The organism is Endozoicomonas sp. SESOKO3 (genome assembly GCF_024606255.1).
This window is the reverse complement of sequence record NZ_JAHHPR010000800.1, coordinates 1-19918: the sequence shown is the minus strand read 5'-3', so window position 1 is coordinate 19918 and position 19918 is coordinate 1. Positions and strand designations below refer to the sequence as shown.

Genomic DNA, 19918 nt, shown 5'->3' with positions numbered 1-19918 from the left:
CTCAACGCCGCTTCAAAGCAATGATCGCCCTGCGATCGTTGATAGCCAGGTAAGCTAACTTTTCGAATTCAGGGTATTCACCGGGTTGATAAAGATTTTTCTTGACGACGATCTGCCGAGTGACAACCAGTGTATTACCCTCCATCTTATAGTGACTGCTGTATGAGCCTGCCCCGTTACGCACCTCGAGGTTTTCAGGCAGCCGGGTTACTTTGTAGTTTTTTGGCAGTTTCATGCGGTGATCCCATCGATAATGTCGAGCTCCTACCGTAAACGGGAACTTGCGTTTTCCATCCACGAGATAAGTTCTCAGTGCCAGCACATCCTGAAAATCAAGCCCTGGTGCTGTGGTGATAAACCCTTCCCTGCCCAACTGAAAAGCGTAGGGACTGTGCCAGTCACCCTGATAAGCAGGCTGTCTTTCCAGATCATAAGCAGGCGTTCCCCAAGAAATATTACCAAAGCCACCACTCAAGGTGTCCGCCAGAAGATTACTGGCCTTCCATTCACCACTACCACTGGATGCCAACAACTCCCGAATCTGTTCTCCAATAATTCCAGTGCCAGTGACCATACTCTCTCCTCTCAAAAGTCCATTACTGGAGAGCACTGACTGGTTTTTTACCCAGTAGCGGTTCTGATCTGGTTGCATGGCAGGAAGATATCGAGTTTCGCCTTCAGGACCGGCCACTACTACCCGTTTGCCCGAAAGACTATAATCCAGCAACCCGAACGTAGACAGTGGCGAAACAGGGTTGAGCCAAGTGTTCAACTCAGGGATGAACAACAACACATGATTGAATTGCATGGAAGTCGCCACCGGCCAATCCTTATAGCTGTCATCCCAGCTGACCAGTGCCGGCTTTGACTCAACACCGCGGGCTTTTAACAGTGCCTGCAACAACAAAGCCTGATCTTTGCAATCACCATAACCATGACGAAGAATCTCTTCCACCGGGTGAGGAACCAGCATATCCTCCAAATTGAAGCTGAGAGACAGGTAATTAATATTTTGTGCCACCCAGTTATAAATCAGGACGGCCTCTTCCCTGGGATGTTTGGCTCCCTGTGTGATCTCCTCAGCCAGCGCACGGATTTCATCACTGTCAGTCTGCCTGTTCAGGCTGCTCTCATAGTATATCTGACCGATCTCTTCCCAGCTTTTCAGTGAGGTCAGCGCAAACATGGGCAGTACATCATCCGAACTGACCATATTTGGCTCCATCTCCTGATAAGGGAAGTTTTCGAGGCTAACCGTTAACTCTTTTCGTTTGCCTTTCCGGGACTCTTTCACAGCAAACTCGCCTCTACTCCCCCATTTCATGGGTATGTTTTCAGGCAGCAGAATCGTAGCCACTATTTTCTTCTGCTCCAGTTCCAACTCAGGCTGTAGTGCCATATTAAAGCCCATGGGACTTTTCTTCTTCACCACATGCTTGAACTTCAACTTCATGATGCTGCCAGGTATTAAGCGGGAAAAAATGACCACAGCTTCCCTGTTACGCCGCTCCTTATCACGCCCGCCCAGATCCTGTTCGTAAATATTCTCTTTTTCAACCGGGAACACTTTTCCGTCCGGATGGGTGATCGAAGCTTCCAGAACTTTCAAGGATTCATTTTCGGAAAAATAACTATAGTGATATTCCTGCATCTCCTCCGCACCCGCGGGGGTCAGTACCTGATACTCCAGCGTTACAGTACGGGTATAAGTCAGATCATCCTGAATCTCGATGCGATAATCCGACAACAGATTGCGATAGTCCTGAACAGCTTCATCCGCCTGAACCAGACCTGAAATGATCAACAACAATAAGGACAAAAAAGCAAAATAAACACGCATAAAATCATTTTCACCAAACATAACTCCTCCTTAAAATGAATGGAATTCACGCATGAATTTAGACCGTTAATATTGTAAAAGTTCAGCGTAGGCCGTTATTTAGAGGCTGAGACGCGTCGAAGGTAGTCAAGATTCATTCGGACCGTCGCTTCAGAGCCACTCCATAAGCATGGTGACTTGATGGCTTCTTTTGCATACCTCAAACAATAGGTTCAAGCATTTTTAGAAACTCAGCCATAGTGTTTGCTAACTTGCGATGAGGTTTCTTACCGACTTTTTCTGCCCAGATATCACCGGTTTCATTATTCAGGGTAAGATTGATGTCTTCCATATCGGTGACGGCAAAAAACAGGGTAACAGGCTGACGGAGTTTGCGTTTCATCCAGATGTGTCCCAGCAGATTTTCCTGCAACCGTTCAAAATCTCCGGAGCTCCAGGCAAACAATAATTCCAGCCCCCCTTCTTCGGTTCTGGCGGGCAGGTTCGCCGAGTAAAAGCTGCCGTAATAGGCTTTCAGATCCGGATGTAGCTCCAACTCAACTGCCGATTCAATATTGCCAAAATCCAGCTGCGGCTCGCACTCCACAGGCTGCCAGCCCACTTCTGCTCCATCCATGACCTCCTGCATTTCGCAGGGAGAGGGCCAGTCACTGTCATGTTCAATCACAGGCAACGACTGATGCTCTAACTGATAGCGGTTCCTGAATTTCTGCTGAAAATCAATCAAGGCATCTTTGACAGTGTGGCTGCTGGGCATAGGGACTTCCTGAGTCAACAAAAAATAGCGGAAAGGTGAGTATAACGTCCTCCGGCCTGTTCGTGCTGAACTTTTGCCTTGCCTCAACTCGTTCCCACGCTGGGAACCACAGAGCTTAAAAGCGTGGGAACCAGTGCTCTGTAGGGAACAATTTCATAACGAATCTTGATATAAAAGGGAGAGTGGGTACTCGGCAGGTATAACTGCATCACTCAAGCTGAATGACTCCCGCCTTTGCGACAGCCTCCTTCGCGGGAATGAAGACCTCCTACATTATCCCCTGCAGAGGAACCAGGGTTTTACAACAGGCTCCGAAACATGGGGACGGGGATGACTAATTTTTTGGAAAAAAAAAGCCCACTGTAAGAAGTGGGCTTTTTTCATTGAAATCACTTATATGGTAGGCGGTACTGGAGTCGAACCAGCGACCTTTACGATGTCAACGTAACGCTCTAACCAGCTGAGCTAACCGCCTGAAGCTGCTGCGTATGTTATCAACGCAGCTGAAAAATGCAAGCCCCGATGCCCGATTTATCTGATAGAAAATCAAACGCCTGGCTGGACCCGAAAATGATCAAAATACATACAAAGCAAAGCATGTATATAGCTAAAATCCGCTCAATCCTCTGTACAAAAAACGTTCATATTGTTGTCCCGATGAATATCTGACAACAGATTACGAACAGCTGTTTCCCCTGTTAAAGCAGCGCAGATATAAGCGCTTGGCTACTCTGGATGAATCCTGAACCGATTAGTTTTTTTAAGGACTGAGGATTAATCAATGCTCTCTGATTTGGGATTTTGAACTATTTCTTGTTTTTCAACTCAAATCTAATAAGTGATACATCTGTACCACTCAAGATCAATGACGTTTCGTAAGCCAACGCCTCAGGCAGAGTGACTCGAAGAGGTTATATTTTTATACCAAAAAAACTGATTAGGAGAAAAAAATGTTATTAATTAATAAAAAATCTTATCTAAAAACTGCCATTCTATTTCTTTTTGTTTTTACTTCCGGTGTCAGCACCGGTAACGCACAATCATTTGACCTTGAAGAAATAACAAAAAAATTTGGAAAAAGCGGTATTCATATAGAAGTTTCTACCTTTACGAGCACTAGCAGTACAGTGACGAAAAGCAAATCGGTTAATGGAAAATTAAAGCGTCATCAACAGATTAAAAGCAACTCATGCAATGGCAAGATAATTTCTACAGTTGATAAACCTAAAAGTCTGACTGCTAATGAATTTTATGCTGAGACGGGGCTGTTGACTATCAGCTCTGGCATAAAAAGTGGGAGCAATGAAATCAAGATTTCTTTCTTTGATCCTGATACAGGGCAGTCTTTAATGTTGACACTTTTCAATCAGCCACAATATTTTCAAATAACTCAGGCTATGGTTTCAAATAAGAAAAAAAGCACCAACAACATCATCTCAGTCAACAAAGCTGCAAGTGCTATTGATGGAAAAGTTAATTTACACTGGTCTGTCAAAGGCCCTTCTAAACGATTCAGTGTCTATGTTGGTAAAACGTTGCTGGCCAGCTTTAATACCCCCAACTTCCCGGTAAAAGAAATATTTATAGATAATGGTAGAGAGATGCTCATTGCTGAATTACAGGCCGCTTCAGGCCAACATTGCAAACTGCCCGGTGCGATGGGTCATGTTGAGGCTTTTTCTAAGAATTTTATCCATTAATATCGGTCAATCCCCCTACACGGTCTCTGTCAGGCAGTCTGGTTATCCTTTCAAAGACCGGGATGGCCTGTTGGTGCGAAAACTATAATCAGGCTGCCCGGCCTTTTAGTTTGAGTGCGTATTGGGGCTAAAGCTGTTCGTTTTTCTCACAGGCTTCGTTAAAGGCTAAAGTCATTTCAATACCCGATCCCTGAGTTTGGCCACCTGATCACGGACGGCTGCCGCTTCTTCAAACTCCAGGTTGCGGGCATGCTCCATCATCCTGTCTTCCAGCGTCTTGATCGTTTTAGCCAGTTCCTGAGCCGACAGTTCAGGGTGATAATCCGCTTTTGGTTCTGCCACCTTACGACTGGGTTGCCCTTTCTTCTTGCCGGGAATGACTGCGCCCTCAAGAATATCCGACACCGACTTATGGACACTCTTCGGTGTAATGCCATGCTCTTCGTTGTAGGCAAGCTGTTTATTACGACGACGTTCGGTTTCATCGATCGCCCGCTGCATTGAGCCCGTTATTTTGTCGGCATAAAGAATGGCCTTACCGTTGACATTACGTGCTGCACGACCAATGGTTTGTATCAGGGAGCGGTCGGAACGGAGAAAGCCTTCCTTATCGGCATCGAGAATGGCCACCAGAGATACTTCCGGCATATCCAGACCTTCCCTTAACAGGTTAATGCCCACTAGCACGTCAAAAGTACCTATCCGCAGGTCACGTATGATCTCAACCCTCTCTACAGTATCAATTCCAGAGTGCAGATAGCGGCAGCGAACACCGTTTTCATGGAGGTAATCGGTTAAATCTTCCGCCATACGCTTGGTCAGGGTGGTCACCAGGACTCTGTCGCCTTTAGCCACTGTTTTATTAAGCTCAGTAAACAAATCATCCACCTGAGTCGTGGCAGGACGAACTTCAATCTCCGGATCAACGAGCCCGGTAGGTCGAACCACCTGATCCACTATCTGCCCCTGATGTTCCGCTTCATATGGGCCGGGAGTCGCAGAAACAAAAATAGTTTGCGGGCGTCGTCCCTCCCACTCTTCAAATTTCAGGGGTCGGTTATCCAGCGCCGAAGGCAGTCTGAAGCCATATTCTACAAGCGTCTCTTTACGAGAGCGATCGCCTTTATACATTCCACCCACCTGGGGTACTGTGACGTGTGATTCATCAATCACACACAAGGCATTATCAGGAATATAATCAAACAGTGTGGGAGGTGCTTCGCCGGGCCGGGTACCGGACAGATAGCGGGAATAGTTTTCGATGCCGGTGCAGTACCCCAGCTCCAGCATCATCTCCACGTCGTACTTAACCCTTTGCTCCAGACGTTGTGCCTCCACCAGTTTATTGTTGTTTCTGAGCACTTCCAGACGTTCAACCAATTCTTCTTTAATAGTTTCTGTGGCCTCGAGAATAGTCTGCCGTGGTGTCACATAGTGAGTCTTGGGATAGATAGTCACCCTGGGCAGTTTTCTGAGCACTTCGCCGGTCAGAGGATCAAAGACACTGATCTCTTCTACCTCTTCATCAAACAGCTCCAGCCTGACGGCTTCTTTTTCAGATTCTGCCGGGAAGATATCAATGACGTCTCCGCGCACCCGGTAAGTTGCCCTTTTCAATTCCGTATCGTTGCGAGTGTACTGCAGCTCAGCCAGCCTGCGCAGAACTTCCCGCTGGTTAATTATTTCACCCCGGGAGATATGCAGCATCATCTTCAAGTACGACTTAGGATCACCCAGACCGTAAATTGCTGAAACCGTCGCAACAATAATCGCGTCGTCCCTCTCCATTAACGCTTTGGTGGCAGAAAGCCTCATCTGCTCTATGTGCTCATTCACCGAGGCATCTTTCTCGATAAAGGTGTCTGAGCTGGGTACGTACGCCTCAGGCTGATAGTAGTCGTAGTAGGAAACAAAGTACTCAACCGCATTGTCGGGAAAAAACTCCTTGAATTCGCCATACAATTGCGCAGCCAGGGTCTTGTTATGGGCCATTATAATGGCGGGTCTCTGCAGCTTTTCAATGACATTGGCAATAGTGAAGGTTTTTCCTGAACCGGTCACCCCGAGCAACGTCTGGCAGGCCAGTCCCGAATGAATGCCCGCCAGCAGCTTTTCAATAGCTTCAGGCTGATCCCCGGAAGGCTGGAATTTTGATGATACCTTGAATGACTTTCCCATATGTATCCACTGGCAGAAGCTTTTAAAACCATCGTTGATTATAAACAGCCCCGGACCTTAAATGCAGCCTGAGAACACTGCACTTAATCAGAAAAAGCAGGCAAAAACGGCGCGTCACAAAAATACAAACAGAGTTTCGGTTTTCAGATGGCGCAGTGAAGAGGGCTTGTGTATTATGCCCATTGCTGATGCATGATTCCCCGGCAAGTCTGCTTGTCAATCTTATAGAGTTCACACCGGAATCATTGTCAGTCAGGGGTCTGGCTTAGAAGTGCGCCAGGAGCCTGTCTGATTTCATACGGGTTTGAACGAAACTGAGGCGCAATCCCGCTCCCTTCAGGGGCGAGTAGTTCACTAACGATTAACGAGGAACATCGTGACTGGTCAACCTTCCCACCGCGTTCAGATGGTCAAACCATCACCTACCATGGCAGTCACTGCCCGTGCCGCTGAACTTCGCGCTGCCGGTCAAGACATTATTGGCCTGGGTGCCGGTGAACCCGACTTCGATACTCCTGATCACATCAAGGCAGCTGCGATCAAGGCTATTAACGAAGGAAAAACCAAGTACACTGCCGTTGACGGTACTGTAGAACTGAAACAGGCCATTATTAACAAGTTCAGGCGCGACAATGGTCACGAATACGCGCCAGACCAGATTCTGGTTTCCTCCGGTGGTAAACAGAGCTTCTTCAATCTCTGTCTGGCGCTGATCAACAAAGGGGATGAGGTCATTATCCCTGCCCCTTACTGGGTTTCCTACCCGGATATGGTGACGATTGCTGAAGGTGTCCCGGTGATCGTCAAGGGCAGCCTGGAGAACCGTTTCAAACTGACTCCGGAGCTGCTTGAAGCAGCCATTACCCCAAAAACCAAACTGGTTGTTCTGAACAGCCCGTCCAACCCTTCCGGTACCGCCTACACCCGTAAAGAGCTGGAAGGTCTGGCCGCTGTTTTGCTGAAGCACCCTCATGTTATGGTGGCTACCGATGACATGTACGAGCACATCCTCTGGAGCGATGAGCCATTCTGTAACATCCTGATGGCCTGTCCGGAACTGTACGACAGAGCTATTGTTCTGAACGGTGTCTCCAAGGCTTACTCCATGACCGGATGGCGTATTGGTTATGCCGGTGGTCCCGCCTGGCTGATCAAGAACATGAAAAAGATTCAGTCCCAGAGCACCTCCAACCCCTGCTCTGTTGCTCAGGCTGCCGCTACTGAAGCTCTGGCCGGCTCTCAGGAGTGCGTAAAGGAGATGCTGGTCTCTTTCAAAAAGCGTCATGACTATGTCGTAAGTCGTCTGAAGAAGCTGCCAGGTGTTACCACCATTGAAAGTGACGGTACATTTTACACCTTCCCTGACTTCAGCGAAGCCATGCAGAAGCTGGGCCTTGAAAAAGACACCCAGCTGGCAGAAATGCTGCTGGAAAAAGGCGTTGCCCTGGTGCCGGGTTCAGCCTTTGGCATGGAGGGCTGTATGCGTCTTTCCTATGCCACCAGCGATGAAGCCCTGAAAAAAGCCCTTGACCGAATGGAAGCTGCCCTAAGCTAAGCTTTCTCATTCCCCCTGCCAGCATTCATTTCGAATGCTGGCTCTGTGGGTCAGCGTTGAACGGGATACCCTGTTCAACTCAACCGTAACACATCTTTTGAATCATACGGCCCTATGCTTAAGGAGTAGATGTACTGTCTTGATAATAAATCCAATAGCCAGAGTTAGTTTTCTGAGCAGACGCTTAAACACCCAAAAGCCAGAGCATTGAGGTTTTGATGAACTTTTTCCACAAATACAAGCTAAGTATTCTTTTGAGTTTATGCGGCATAGGCTGTCTGGTCGCATACCATGCTATCGGTGCATACATCAATAAAGATGGAGTATTAATCGAGTCGTTCGGCTTTCTACCTTTATTCTGGATTTTTCAACTACTGGCTTTGGTGGTACTAACTATCAGCTTTTTCAGGTCCAGATGAGCCAACCAAATTTTAACTCCGTCGGTATTTTCAGTTCAGACAATAGGAGTTCAGCAGCGACTGAACCATTCTAAAACCCTTGTTAACGGACGACAGCACACTGCTCTGCGTGCCAACCCGGAAAAGGATTCAGGTGAGTCAATAAAAACACTTTCTCAGCTCACAAAAACCAATACCAAAGCGGGCAAAAAGTTTTTAATATGAGCGAAGCCGGAGAGCATGGACAGCCACGGCCGTACAGAAAGGTCTACAAAAATACTCAAGCCCTGTCGGACCATAAAAGAACGCATCGAAAACGCAAGCCTGCTGATGCGAACCAGAACAATGGCTTAAGCCCCAAGAAAGGTAAAGTGAATCAGTAACGATCTGGCAGCCACTCTTTCATGAAGTTTGCTCCGGCATCATCTATCCTTCCTCTCCGTCAACCAGAATGCAAGGATAGAATTATTAAACACCCACTCTATGCCAAACATCTGTTGCTGCTGTTTCTACTGTTGTCGTCTGTCGTTTGTCAGGCCGAACCATTGACAGGACGTTTTATGATCGAGCCGGGATCAGGTTTGCCGCCCGATGACAAACGACACAGGGTTAGCAGTTACAGAGTTAATCGGGTTGCTTACGAGCTGATTCTGACAGCCAGAAATGTCCATTTAAGCTCCGTTCTTTTTTCATGTTATTCACGGCTAACTATAGAAATAGTTGTCCTTGTCAGTTGGCTTATGCTGACAAAGGGAGATTGCCCGTTTGTGACCACCACTATGATGGCGGCTTCCGGAGATAACCCACCACAAGACCCGGCCTCAGGGTCATCCTGCCAGGGAACCCCGGGGACAACCTGCTATTCTACACGCTTTTTCACCTGTCTCGAGCGTTCTGGCTCAGGCGGGGATAACAGAGACCCTCAACGACACTCGCATACTTTAGGTTTAAATTGTTTCGTCCATCCCTGTTATGGCGTTTGTCAGTTCCGACCATCAGGAGCAACATCCATTGATCCTGAGATCGCTGCACACCCCCAACCCATCTCACCTTTACAGATAGGGATTGATATTGCTGATATCCAGCCCCCATGGAATTTTGACTCACCGACCAATAGCGAGAACCACTTAAATGATACCGCCATGGATGAGATCGAAATACCGGAGAATTTTTCGTTCACCTCTGATGATTTTGCACAGATCGATGAATGGCTCGACCCAGAGAAGCCTTTTGAAGAAATCGAAGCTTCCCTGACACTCAGCCATTCAGAAACACAACAAACAGCAACCGAATCAACCCGATTGTGCCAGGGCCAGCCGCATCTTTCACAGCCAGACGCAATACAAGCCACAGAGCACAGCGGACAACGAGCCTGTAAAGTGACTGTGGTCGGTGGGAATGGTCAGCCGCAGCCGTGCGGGAAAGTCTTCAAGAATGCTCAAACTCTGGCGACTCATAAATACCAATACCACAGCGGGCAACAAACCTGCGAGGTGAAGATAGTCTCACAAGGTGGCCGGGCGCAAACCTGCGGGCAGATTTTTAAGAATATAAAAGCTTTGTCGGCTCACAAAAATCAATACCACACCGGGCCAAGAGTCTGCGACGTGATTCTGGTCGGAGTGCATGTTCCGCCACGGCCGTGCGGAAAGGCCTACAAGAGTGCCTTAGCTCTATCGGTTCACAAAAGACAATGCCATACCGGGCAAAGAATCTGTGACGTTATCCTGGTCGGAAAGGATGGCCAGCGGCGACCATGCGGAAAGGTTTACAAAAATGTCCAATGTCTATCGGCTCACAAAAGCCAATACCATACTGAGCAAAGAGTCTGTGATGTGAGCGTAGTCTCAGGGCATGGTCAGCCACGGCCTTGCGGAAAGGTCTGCAAAAATGTTCAAGCCCTGTCAAATCACAAAAGAAAAGAACACACCGCGCAGCAAACCTGTGGCGCAACCGTAGCCGGAAAGGATGGCCAGCCGCGGCCATGCGGGAAGGTCTGCAAGAATAGCAAAGTTTTGTCGGCTCACAAAAGCAAATGCCACACCGGGCAAAGGGTTTGTGACGTGACCCTGGTCTCAGAGGATGGCCAGCCGCGCCCTTGCGGGAAGCTTTGCAGGAATGGTCAAGCCCTGTCGGACCATAAAAGAACGCATCGAAAACGCAAGCCTGTTGATGCGGGCCAGAACAATGGCTTCTGCCCCGAGAAAGGTAAAATGAATCAGTAACGCTCTGACAGCCACTTTTTCATAAAGCTTGATCCATGATCACTTTGGCAATGTTGTTGACTTTTGACCTGAGCTCATTCAGTCCAACTGTTTAAAGGCCGTAAGCGTTGATCTAACCCTTCTAAGTAGTAATAATAAGGTCCAGCCATTGGTTCAGGATACCCCCTAAAAAAGCCCTTGTTCTGATGCCGAATGCAGCCTCAGGAATAGAAGACTGCATGCGTCTTTCTGACTTTTTTTCGGCAGAAGCCATATGAATAAGCTATATAAAAGACTCGTGTAGTTTTTTGATCTGATCACCTCAATGCCCTTTACCAAGCTCTTTAGATTCAGAATCCGCAGTTGGCTGCGAAAAGCTCAATGTACCCCGACCTGCTTACTGTTGGCCTGCAGTGTTTCCATGCCTTGCCTGTCTCAGCCTCTGGAAAGAGGTCTGCTGGCTAGCCCTAAATCCCTGCACCCTCACTATTTCGGCGGTTCTCCCGGTGCCCAGGTGCTCAAAGATGTTTTTGAAGGTTTAATGGTACAGAACAAAAACGGTGAACCCGTGCCCGGCGTTGCCAGCAATGTTGAACGCGATCCTGATGGCATCCGGTACACCTTTATCATCAGGGAAAATCTGAAATGGTCCGATGGCAGTGCCCTCACGGCTGAAGACTTTGTCCGTAGCTTCAGGGCACTGGCCGACCCTGAACGCCGAGCCACCTACCGCTGGTACTTGAAAGCCGCGAAAATTACAGGAGCCGAACAGGCTCTCAATGGCAAACCCGAGGCACTGGCGGTCAGGGCATACGAAAATAAACTCATCATCGATCTGGATCAGCCTGCACCTTACTTTCTGGACTTGATGACCTTCCCCAGCTTTCTCCCTGTCCATAAGATTAATCTCAAAGACGACGCCTCAACCATTCCGGTCACCAACGGTCACTTCCGGATTGATCAGGTAATTCCGCAAACCCGTATTAAATTAATCAGCAACCCCCATTACTTCCGTCATCTGAGTAGTGACCTGAAACAGATCAATTATCAGGTTATTCCATCAGTCCATCGTCAGGTAGAAGAATTTGAAAACCACTCACTGGATGTAACGGCTCAGTTGCCAGCGCTGCATATTGGGGAGTTAAAGAAAAAGCACCCTGTGTCTGTGTTTGAAGACCAGGTTCTATCCACCGCCAGCCTGATAGTCAGCCCCAAAGTGAAAGCCCTGCAAAACATAAAAGCAAGACAGGCTCTATCGATGGCAATTGACCGGGATACACTGGTCAAAAAGATATTCCCTCACAGTCGTACCACACCAGCCTGCAGTTTCGTGCCTCCTCATACACGGGACTTTAATCCAGACCCAGCCAACTGCAAAAAACTGTTGGACAACCCGGATCGTAACGAACAAGCCATTAAGTTACTGGCAGAATCAGGTATTAAAGGGAGTGATATAAAGCTGACTATATTATCCAGCCCCAGGTACAACTCTCTGGATGTTCTGCCAGAGATCTGCCATCAGATTAACAGCACACTGGGCACCTCCCTGAGCAGTAAGAATGAAGAATGGGATAGTTACCTGGAGCGGATATCCAAAGGAGACTTCGAACTGGCATGGTATGAATGGTTAGCCGATTACAATGATGCTACGGCTTTCCTGACCCCCCTGACCGAAAGTCAATTGTTTGGCCCTTTCAGGGATCCAGCCTATCTCAGGGAACTCTCACTGGCTGCGAGCAAGAAAACCGCTGTGGCCCGTTTACCAAACTATCAGAATGCTGAAGCCATTCTGGCCAAAGAATTACCACTGATCCCTGTTCTCCACCCTTCCCGGGTAACACTCGTCAACCCTGATATTGGTGGCTTCTACTCCACCAATCCTGAAGGCTGGGTCCATAGTTGGAACCTTTACCGTATACTTGACTGACCCGATGAGGAGTGGGCAGTGTTTCCGGACTTTTCATCCGCCCCCTATACTGAGAGAGATTACTTATGCTTTCCAGACTTAAGAGGGTGACACAGCAGCAAACAGAGCTGAGTCACTTTCTTGCGCTGTATCAGTTAAGCGCAGCACTTTTGCGATAGCCTTTGTAATGAAAGGCTCCATAACAGATACGAGAATAAGGCCATCATGGATAGATCCAGACTCGAAACACAAGCCCCTCAATTCAACCCTGTCTCTGAAAAAAAATTCGAACAGTCGCAGAAAACCGGCCTGTTTGGACGCTGGAAAGTCAAACTTTCCAAGTCTGTGGGCAAATATTCTCCCCAAAAGGCGGCTTTGAAAACCACCCCCCATAAAAAACTCGAACAGCGGGAAATCAGAAAACTGGCCACCAACAGCAAACCTCCCACAGATCCCAAAGCGCTCAGATCTATGGCCATTGATGCCCAGCTGGCCGCTTACCCCTATCACCGTTCCCTGGAAAAAATCAGTGCAGCCGGAGAGATTCACAAACCGGAAAAAGAGGATTTTGCTGCTCACTGGCAACCCTCTGAGGAGATAGCAAAACAGATATCCGATGGGACGGGATTGACCTTAAGCACCGAGGAACCCGGATTCCTGTATGACAAGAAAACAGGACTCACAGCTTACGTTCTTACCAATCCTGAGCTTAAAGAAGTCCGCCTGGTCTTTGGCGGTACAACATCCGGACTCGCTGCAGGAGAGCTCCTCGAACGTTCCAGAAAAAACATCCGGTTTTCAGGCAAGCAATGGCAAGCCAATATCAAGAATCTCCTGGGAACAGGCATCCCCGACAGTTATAAACAAGCCAAAGCTCTGACCGCCAATATTATGAAAAATATGCCTGTAACGCCTGAAGGCCAGCCTTTTTCTCTAAAACTTAACGGGCATTCCAAGGGGGGCGCAGAAGCAAGCTACGCCGCGCTTTCCATGGAGCCCCCCGTCGAAGCCGTTTGCTTCTCAAGCGCGGAGCTCAGTCGCGCAGCCTTATCGGACATTTCCAGAGAAAACCTGGCCAGTGCTCATGAGAAAGTCACCCATTACACTATCAGCAAAGACCCGGTGACTCTCGCAGGAAAGTTTATCAGTGGTCTGTCCCATACTGGCGAAGTCATCACTCTTCCTGCCAAACATGCCTATAGTTCATTTCTGGATCGGCATGACAAATTCACAAAACATATTGAGCACTATGCTAAAAATGCCTCTCTGTAAGCCTTTTAACGTCTGAAAAATCAGAGCTAACCCCAGGCAAATCTATCGAAAAAGCGATAAACAGGAAAACCGGTCTTTTTTCTTGATACAGATTAATGGATAAGTATAAATACAGCGTCTAGGCTTCCTATCGACATTTGCCGGGAGTCCAGAACATGATCAAGCTGCAGCATTTTTTGGCCGGATTCATCGCCCCAGTATTCCTGTTACACGCTCTGATTGTTGAGGCTCAGACGCCGACAACCGCTTCTATAACGAGCCTTCCGACATCATTGTGCGACTCTCTTACGGGTCAGGCGGAAGGGGTTCAGAAACGGCTGACCCAGTATGGAAAACTTGTTAAAGGACGACGGTGCGTTATTCTCCGTGCCGACCCGGCAGAGGATTTGGCTGAGTTGGTAAAACAAACTCCTGAGAACACCGTTATTTTGCTCTCCTCCGGGACTTCTGCCGGAGTGACGCCCTCTTCATCTATGGCGCCTGCTCCATCCCCAGCGGCTTCTTCAGTCGTGATGCCTTCCTCATCCGTTGTCCCCGCACCCGCTAAAACTCCGGTTGAGTATTCTGTTGACAGTGTAATAGTTTTGAAGAATGGTCAGGACATTATCGGAGCGGCTGATGAGGGTTTTGAAATCGTCATCAGGGATCGGCCAGATTTTCAACACAAGCATATACTCAGGGTCGGAAGTACTGAGCAATTCAAGCCAAAAGAAACGAAAAACAGCCATATAAGACACATTACTTTCAAGCCAACACGAAATAATAAACGCGTCCCCATTGATTCCATTGTTTTTGCAGAGTGCTTCAACCGGAAACTGGTTATAGAGGATAACGTATTCTATCTGCCTGTTAAGGCCGCCGTCACTCTTGATTGCAAGGAATTTACGGTTGCCTCTGATAAGGACCGGCCCAAGGGTCCATGCATGGAATTCGCTAATAACAGGGTCATAGGTGAAAGGTACAACTCGATTGACGACAAAATTTTCCCCTATTTTATTCCCAATCAAGGGATATTTATTAATCTTCCTGCCATCGTGAACCAGTCAGAGCGAATATCGATTATTGGGAACAGTTTCGAAGGCAACATGGCAGAAGCGGCTGAGTTCAAAATTGGGGCCGGGTCCAGTATCAATGTTTTCAAAAACACTATCAACATTTCCAATGCCGGCAACACCACCCGCGACTCTGTTCGCAAAGGGGGTTTCGTTCTGGCAGGGCCGACAGAGTCCATAGGAGTCCCACCTGCTTTTTTCCTGGCTGGCAATCAGATCAAGGTAACACGAACCGCCATAACCGTCAGGGGACAGCTCGGCCTGACCTTTGCCTGTAACCACCTGCAGGCAGTTAATCCCTGGTGGCAACCCCAAAAACAATTCGTCCTGAAGGCACTTCCGGTACCCTTGGGAAAAGCGGCGGAAGTGTGCAGTGGCAGTGTGAGCTCAACCGCTGTTATGCCAACACACACATCAAATCCAACGGTTGTCATGACAACCTTCACTCCAAATCCAACGCATGCTATGTCAACCCTCACACCAAATTCAACGGTTGTCATGTCAACTCCGGATGCAGGCAGCCGTTTTGCAAGTACCTGGAAGGCAATAAATAGCTCCCTCGCCACTGCCTGTAGCGGACTGGTCAACTTCGAAGGCCAATTCTTCTTTGAATCAGAAGTCTGCCAGACAATTTCTCTGCCTCTTGCTCCTGTTAACAGCACGACAGAGATCCCCGCGCCGTCAACAGGTTCAACTTCAGTCGCTACCCCTTTGGCTGTCATGGCTGGTCTATTCATATTGTTGAATCTATAACCTGAACGAATTCATCTCTTCGATAGTATGCATTCCCATGCAAAGGAGACTTATTCAAACCTGTGGTTTTCGGACTCTGGCAGCCTGTCGGACTTAAGGCTGTCCTGCGCGGCCACTGCTCCTGCGTTGCTCTGGCTCCTGCATCCATGCGCCATGCGGTTGCAATAAAATAAAAAATTTCCAGCAATCCTCGTCGGACGCTCAAGTCCGACAGGCCGCCAGCTTGGGAACCCATACATCATCCCAGGCATTTCAGGATCCCAGAGCAAAAAACGAGTGATATTGATGGATAAGTATAAATACAGTGTCTAGGCTTCCTAATCTACAATTTTTGGAAGTTCTGAAAATGATAAATTTAAAGCATTATCTAACCCGGCTAATTATCCCTTTATTCCTGTCACAAGCTCTGAGTTTACAAGCCCGGACGACGGCTCAATCTCCAATCGCAATCGCAATCGCAACCTCACACTCTACAACAGCTCCTCCAACGGTATCGTGCAATTCTCTTGCAGGGCATACGAGGGGGGTTCAGCAGCGGCTACTCCAGTACAGTCACCTTGTTCCTGGAAGACAGTGCTTTGTTCTCAGTGCCAACCCGACGGAAGATTTAGATCAGTTGATCAACCGGCTTCCTGAAAACACCGTGATACTGCTCTCCTCCAAAACTGACCCTGCAGTGACAACGCCTTCTCCAGCCATTTCCCCTGCACCTGACAAGACCCCGGTTGAATACTTTATTGGCAGTGAAATACGTTTGAAAGATGGGCAGGTCATTATAGGTGCTGCTGATGACGGCTTTGACATTGTCATCAGGGATCGGCCAGGATTTACAGACAAACATTTAATCAAGGTAGGAACCACTGATAACTTCCAGTTTGGCGAAACAAGAGACAGCCACATAAGACACATTACCTTCCGGCCAACTCGAGAGAATAAACACCTCTCAATCGACTCCATTGTTTTCTCAGAGTGCTATAACCGAAAACTCATTTTAGAAGAAAATGTATTTCATCTTCCTGTCAAGGCCGCACTTGACTTTGATTGCAAGCAATCTCTCGATGCATCTTCCGATGCTACGCGCCCCGGTCCGGGCCTGCTGTTCGCCAATAACACGCTCATAGGCACGAGCTTCAAAAGTTTGACCAAAACACTTGTTCCAGAGAAAGGTATATCTATTAATCTGCCCGCCATCAGGCATCAGGAAAAGAGATTAGTTGTTGCGGGCAACACATTCCGGGGCAAAATGGCAGAAGCGGGTGTCTTCAGACTTGGTCCGGAATCTCGTATGGAGATCTTCAAAAACACCGTCGACATTACCAATTACGGCAGAATAGGACGCCCGGCGGTTCGCAAAGGTGGTTTCGATCTAATAGGCCATACCGATATCAATGCAAAACCTCCTCTCTTTAATCTGGCTGGCAATCAGATTCGAGTGACAGCAACAGCTGTCACTGTCAACGGTCAGCTTGAACTGGTTCTGGCGTGTAACCACCTGCAGGGGTTCAATTCGTGGTGGCAACCCCAACCACAATTCCTCTTGAAATCAATACCAGCAACATTTGAAGAGATAATGGAAAAGTGCCAAAACGTTCCGGGTTCAAACGTTATCGTACCAACTCCTTATACAAGCAGTCAGCTTGCCAACACCTGGACTGGCACAAAATATTCCTCGGATACTGCCTGCACTGGATTAGTCAACTTCGAAGGGCTTTTCTTCTTTGAAAAAGACCACTGCCAGACAGTCACTCCGCACTCTACTTCCAGTACACATCCCTATACTAAAAAGTCTTTTGATATCAATACAGCCCCCTATTCATCATCGAGAGCCAAAGAACTAATTGCTGCTACGGTTGTGCTGAGCGCTCTGGCTCTGTTGTGCATTAAATAGTTTAAAATAGCTTTGCCAGACTCCTGTTCCCATGTTTTCAGGCTCTGTAGGTAACAACATGGGAACGATCAAAAATACTAAAGAAAGGATAGACAGAAAGGATTCATCTATTCTCTCAATGCATCCCAATCATATTAATGGATAAGTACCAGGGCAGCGTCCAGGCTTCCTATCTTGAATTCTTTGGAGTCCGGAAAATGATCAAGCCACTGCATCATTTAACCAGATTAATCGTGCCTGTATTTCTGTTCCAGGCTTTGAACCTGCAAGCTCAGACGACTCGGCCTCCAACCACCTCTCCCCCTCAACCGGTATCATGCAACTCTCTTACAGGACAGACTGCTGGCGTCGAGCGGCAGCTGAAACAATACAGACATCTGGTTCGCGGACGACAGTGCGTTGTTTTCAGTGCCGACCCGACAGAGAATTTAAATAAGTTGATAGAACGGATTCCAGAGAACACCGTTATACTGCTCTCTTCCCACACGACGATTCCACCCAAGCCCCCCGGGTCGGGTAACACCCCAATTAACTACTTTATTAGTAGTGCAATCGTTTTGCAGGACGGTCAGGACATTATTGGAGCTCCCGATGACGGCTTTGATATCATCATCACGAATCGCAAAGATCGTGTCATTCATACTATGGTCAAGGTTGGATCCGATAAAAGTTTCCAGTTTTCAGAAACAAGAGACAGTCATATAAGACACATTACTTTCCTGCCTACGGGACCTAAGTACAAAAGTTCAGTTAACGTCACCATCTCCGCAGAGTGCTTTAACCGGAGACTGATTGTAGAAGACAACGTATTCTATGTGCCTTTTGTGAGTGCGGTTTACCTTAACTGCGTAGCACCACTGTATACCAATAGCGTGAACCCGGGCCCGGGCTTGCGGTTCGCCAACAATACGCTTGGAGGTGTCATTATTCCATCGTGGGCAGGCAGCTCAATTCCTGAAAAAGGGATATACATTAACCTCCCTTTTATCCATAACCTGTCACAGAGGCTTGCTGTTATCGGGAACACATTCCTGGGAAAAATAGCAGAGGCAGGTGAATTTATTCTTGGACCCGGAAGCCGTTTAGATGCCTTCGGAAACAAGGTCAACATTTCCAATAACGGTATTACCTTTCGCAATTTAGTTGCTGCAGGGCAATCACTACGGGGCGGGTTCGCTCTCTCAGGTCCTGCCTATAGCGGTAGGCCTCCTCTCTTTAATCTGGCAGGCAATCAGATTCAGGTAACAGCAACAGCTCTAATCGTCAGTGCACGCCTTGAACTGGCCTTGGCTTGTAATCACCTGCAGGCAGTGAGTCCGTGGCAGCAACTTCAACCACAATTCAGGTTTAAAGCTGTTGATCCATCATCACTGGAAGATGAGTGCAACAGACTAATGAGTTCATCCGTTGTCATGCCAACTCCGGACGCGACCGCTGTTATGCCAACTCTAAACTCAACCGCTGTTATGCCAAGCCCGAACGCAACCGTTGTCATGTCAACACCCAATCCCTATCCAATCAGCCGGATCGTGAACACCTGGACGGCCATGAATGGCTCCAGTGCCACCGCTTGCAGTGGACTGTTCAACGTCGAAGGCCAGTTCTTGTTTGACTCAGAAGTCTGTCATGCGGTCGCTGCACCCTATAATTTTACGATTACCAAGACGCCATCCAGTATCAGCACGATTTACGATACCGTCACCACATACAGTGACCTCGCGGCGTACAGTAACATCAAAACTTACGATGACGTCACGACTTACAACAGAAGCCGTATAGCCCCCACTTCATCAGCAGGCGCAAGCGCAGTCACGACGGGTTTGGGGGTTATAACCACCCTGGCGACATTGTTGTCTCATAAATATTGAACCCGGGCTGTTTTACCCGGGAGACCCGGGCGTGATCAATACCCTCAGCCTACATTTAAATACCAGGACGGCCATCAATCACTCCACTGCGAGTGGCAGCGGTCTCCCATTCATCAGCAGATGCAACGGTCGTGACAACTGCTGGGTGTCACAATCACTCTTTATGACCGCTCTGGCCCTGACGTTAAATCGATAACCTCAACTCACCTCTGCGGTTTAAAGATGCTGCCACAAAGGTAACCAACGATTATCCTGAAATATTTTAAAGATATTAATGGATCGGTATAAATACATAGACTAGGCTTCCTATCGACACTTGCCCGGGAGTCCTGAAAATGATTAAGTTGCAGGGTTATTTAGCTCAGTTAATCGCTCCTCTGTTCCTCCTGCAGACTCTGAATCTGGAAGCTCAGAACGCGACTCAAACAACCTCTGCTCAAACAACCTCTGCTCAAACAACCGCTGCTAAAACAACCTCTGCTAAAACAACCTCTGCTAAAACAACCGCTGCTAAAACAACCTCTGCTAAAACAACCGCTGCTAAAAC

The 19918-nt window shown here is 48.0% G+C and carries 14 protein-coding genes and 1 tRNA gene; 10 read left to right on the top strand and 5 right to left on the bottom strand.

The features are described from left to right. Nucleotide 1: 1 nt before the first annotated feature. The 3 genes from KDK18_RS14375 to KDK18_RS14365 all read right to left on the bottom strand — a co-directional run bounded on the left by KDK18_RS14375 (nucleotide 2) and on the right by KDK18_RS14365 (nucleotide 3072). Nucleotides 2-1861, bottom strand: a complete 1860-nt coding sequence (locus KDK18_RS14375) for a DUF3857 domain-containing protein (protein WP_257255622.1) — start codon at nucleotides 1859-1861, stop codon at nucleotides 2-4. A 178-nt stretch (nucleotides 1862-2039) separates the two neighbouring features. Continuing rightward, nucleotides 2040-2597, bottom strand: coding sequence for a SecY-interacting protein (syd, locus tag KDK18_RS14370; protein WP_257255621.1), 558 nt, complete (start codon nucleotides 2595-2597; stop codon nucleotides 2040-2042). 398 nt (nucleotides 2598-2995) lie between these two features. Further along, nucleotides 2996-3072, bottom strand: a tRNA-Val gene (locus KDK18_RS14365). 475 nt (nucleotides 3073-3547) lie between these two features. On the opposite strand from KDK18_RS14365, the gene KDK18_RS14360 reads away from it, so the two are divergent. Continuing rightward, nucleotides 3548-4297, top strand: a complete 750-nt coding sequence (locus KDK18_RS14360; RefSeq protein ID WP_257255619.1) for a hypothetical protein — start codon at nucleotides 3548-3550, stop codon at nucleotides 4295-4297. A gap of 171 nt (nucleotides 4298-4468) precedes the next feature. Here the strand turns inward: KDK18_RS14360 and uvrB are convergent, their stop codons facing one another. Continuing rightward, nucleotides 4469-6475, bottom strand: coding sequence for an excinuclease ABC subunit UvrB (gene uvrB / locus KDK18_RS14355; RefSeq protein WP_257255618.1), 2007 nt, complete (start codon nucleotides 6473-6475; stop codon nucleotides 4469-4471). A 406-nt stretch (nucleotides 6476-6881) separates the two neighbouring features. On the opposite strand from uvrB, the gene KDK18_RS14350 reads away from it, so the two are divergent. The 7 genes from KDK18_RS14350 (at nucleotide 6882) to KDK18_RS14320 (ending at nucleotide 15615) form a co-directional block, all read left to right on the top strand. Further along, nucleotides 6882-8030 carry a pyridoxal phosphate-dependent aminotransferase gene (locus KDK18_RS14350; RefSeq protein ID WP_257255627.1) on the top strand — a complete coding sequence of 383 codons (1149 nt, stop codon included), beginning with the start codon at nucleotides 6882-6884 and terminating at the stop codon, nucleotides 8028-8030. A 218-nt stretch (nucleotides 8031-8248) separates the two neighbouring features. Beyond that, on the top strand, nucleotides 8249-8449 hold the full coding sequence (locus tag KDK18_RS14345; RefSeq protein ID WP_257255617.1) for a DUF3955 domain-containing protein: 201 nt from the start codon (nucleotides 8249-8251) through the stop codon (nucleotides 8447-8449). Between the two features lie 200 nt (nucleotides 8450-8649). Further along, nucleotides 8650-8811 carry a hypothetical protein gene (locus KDK18_RS14340; RefSeq protein WP_257255616.1) on the top strand — a complete coding sequence of 54 codons (162 nt, stop codon included), beginning with the start codon at nucleotides 8650-8652 and terminating at the stop codon, nucleotides 8809-8811. A gap of 21 nt (nucleotides 8812-8832) precedes the next feature. Then, nucleotides 8833-10653, top strand: a complete 1821-nt coding sequence (locus KDK18_RS14335) for a hypothetical protein (protein WP_257255615.1) — start codon at nucleotides 8833-8835, stop codon at nucleotides 10651-10653. A 400-nt stretch (nucleotides 10654-11053) separates the two neighbouring features. Continuing rightward, on the top strand, nucleotides 11054-12559 hold the full coding sequence (locus tag KDK18_RS14330; RefSeq protein WP_257255614.1) for a peptide ABC transporter substrate-binding protein: 1506 nt from the start codon (nucleotides 11054-11056) through the stop codon (nucleotides 12557-12559). 204 nt (nucleotides 12560-12763) lie between these two features. Beyond that, a complete protein-coding gene (locus KDK18_RS14325; protein WP_257255613.1) occupies nucleotides 12764-13810 on the top strand; it encodes a hypothetical protein in 1047 nt (348 codons plus the stop codon). A gap of 155 nt (nucleotides 13811-13965) precedes the next feature. After that, nucleotides 13966-15615: a hypothetical protein gene (locus tag KDK18_RS14320; protein ID WP_257255612.1), complete on the top strand. Its 1650-nt coding sequence runs from the start codon at nucleotides 13966-13968 to the stop codon at nucleotides 15613-15615. Here KDK18_RS14320 and KDK18_RS14315 read toward each other — a convergent pair. Then, nucleotides 15596-15850 (bottom strand): hypothetical protein, encoded by a 255-nt coding sequence (locus tag KDK18_RS14315; protein WP_257255611.1) that lies wholly within the window; start codon nucleotides 15848-15850, stop codon nucleotides 15596-15598. The genes KDK18_RS14320 and KDK18_RS14315 overlap by 20 nt on opposite strands. Nucleotides 15851-15961: 111 nt before the next feature. On the opposite strand from KDK18_RS14315, the gene KDK18_RS14310 reads away from it, so the two are divergent. Further along, nucleotides 15962-17503 (top strand): hypothetical protein, encoded by a 1542-nt coding sequence (locus tag KDK18_RS14310; protein ID WP_257255610.1) that lies wholly within the window; start codon nucleotides 15962-15964, stop codon nucleotides 17501-17503. A gap of 197 nt (nucleotides 17504-17700) precedes the next feature. Beyond that, complete coding sequence (locus KDK18_RS14305) at nucleotides 17701-19371, top strand: hypothetical protein (protein WP_257255609.1); 1671 nt, start codon at nucleotides 17701-17703, stop codon at nucleotides 19369-19371. The last annotated feature ends 547 nt before the right edge of the window (nucleotides 19372-19918 follow it).

Excerpts from the sequence above, each read along its gene's own strand:
- KDK18_RS14315 (WP_257255611.1), bottom strand. The coding sequence starts at position 15,850 with ATGGGTTCCCAAGCTGGCGGCCTGTCGGACTTGAGCGTCCGACGAGGA.
- KDK18_RS14335 (WP_257255615.1), top strand. The coding sequence starts at position 8,833 with ATGAAGTTTGCTCCGGCATCATCTATCCTTCCTCTCCGTCAACCAGAA.
- syd (WP_257255621.1), bottom strand. The coding sequence starts at position 2,597 with ATGCCCAGCAGCCACACTGTCAAAGATGCCTTGATTGATTTTCAGCAG.
- KDK18_RS14340 (WP_257255616.1), top strand. The coding sequence starts at position 8,650 with ATGAGCGAAGCCGGAGAGCATGGACAGCCACGGCCGTACAGAAAGGTC.
- KDK18_RS14350 (WP_257255627.1), top strand. The coding sequence starts at position 6,882 with ATGGTCAAACCATCACCTACCATGGCAGTCACTGCCCGTGCCGCTGAA.
- KDK18_RS14310 (WP_257255610.1), top strand. The coding sequence starts at position 15,962 with ATGATAAATTTAAAGCATTATCTAACCCGGCTAATTATCCCTTTATTC.
- KDK18_RS14305 (WP_257255609.1), top strand. The coding sequence starts at position 17,701 with ATGATCAAGCCACTGCATCATTTAACCAGATTAATCGTGCCTGTATTT.
- KDK18_RS14375 (WP_257255622.1), bottom strand. The coding sequence starts at position 1,861 with ATGTTTGGTGAAAATGATTTTATGCGTGTTTATTTTGCTTTTTTGTCC.
- KDK18_RS14330 (WP_257255614.1), top strand. The coding sequence starts at position 11,054 with ATGCCTTGCCTGTCTCAGCCTCTGGAAAGAGGTCTGCTGGCTAGCCCT.
- KDK18_RS14360 (WP_257255619.1), top strand. The coding sequence starts at position 3,548 with ATGTTATTAATTAATAAAAAATCTTATCTAAAAACTGCCATTCTATTT.
- KDK18_RS14325 (WP_257255613.1), top strand. The coding sequence starts at position 12,764 with ATGGATAGATCCAGACTCGAAACACAAGCCCCTCAATTCAACCCTGTC.
- KDK18_RS14320 (WP_257255612.1), top strand. The coding sequence starts at position 13,966 with ATGATCAAGCTGCAGCATTTTTTGGCCGGATTCATCGCCCCAGTATTC.
- KDK18_RS14345 (WP_257255617.1), top strand. The coding sequence starts at position 8,249 with ATGAACTTTTTCCACAAATACAAGCTAAGTATTCTTTTGAGTTTATGC.
- uvrB (WP_257255618.1), bottom strand. The coding sequence starts at position 6,475 with ATGGGAAAGTCATTCAAGGTATCATCAAAATTCCAGCCTTCCGGGGAT.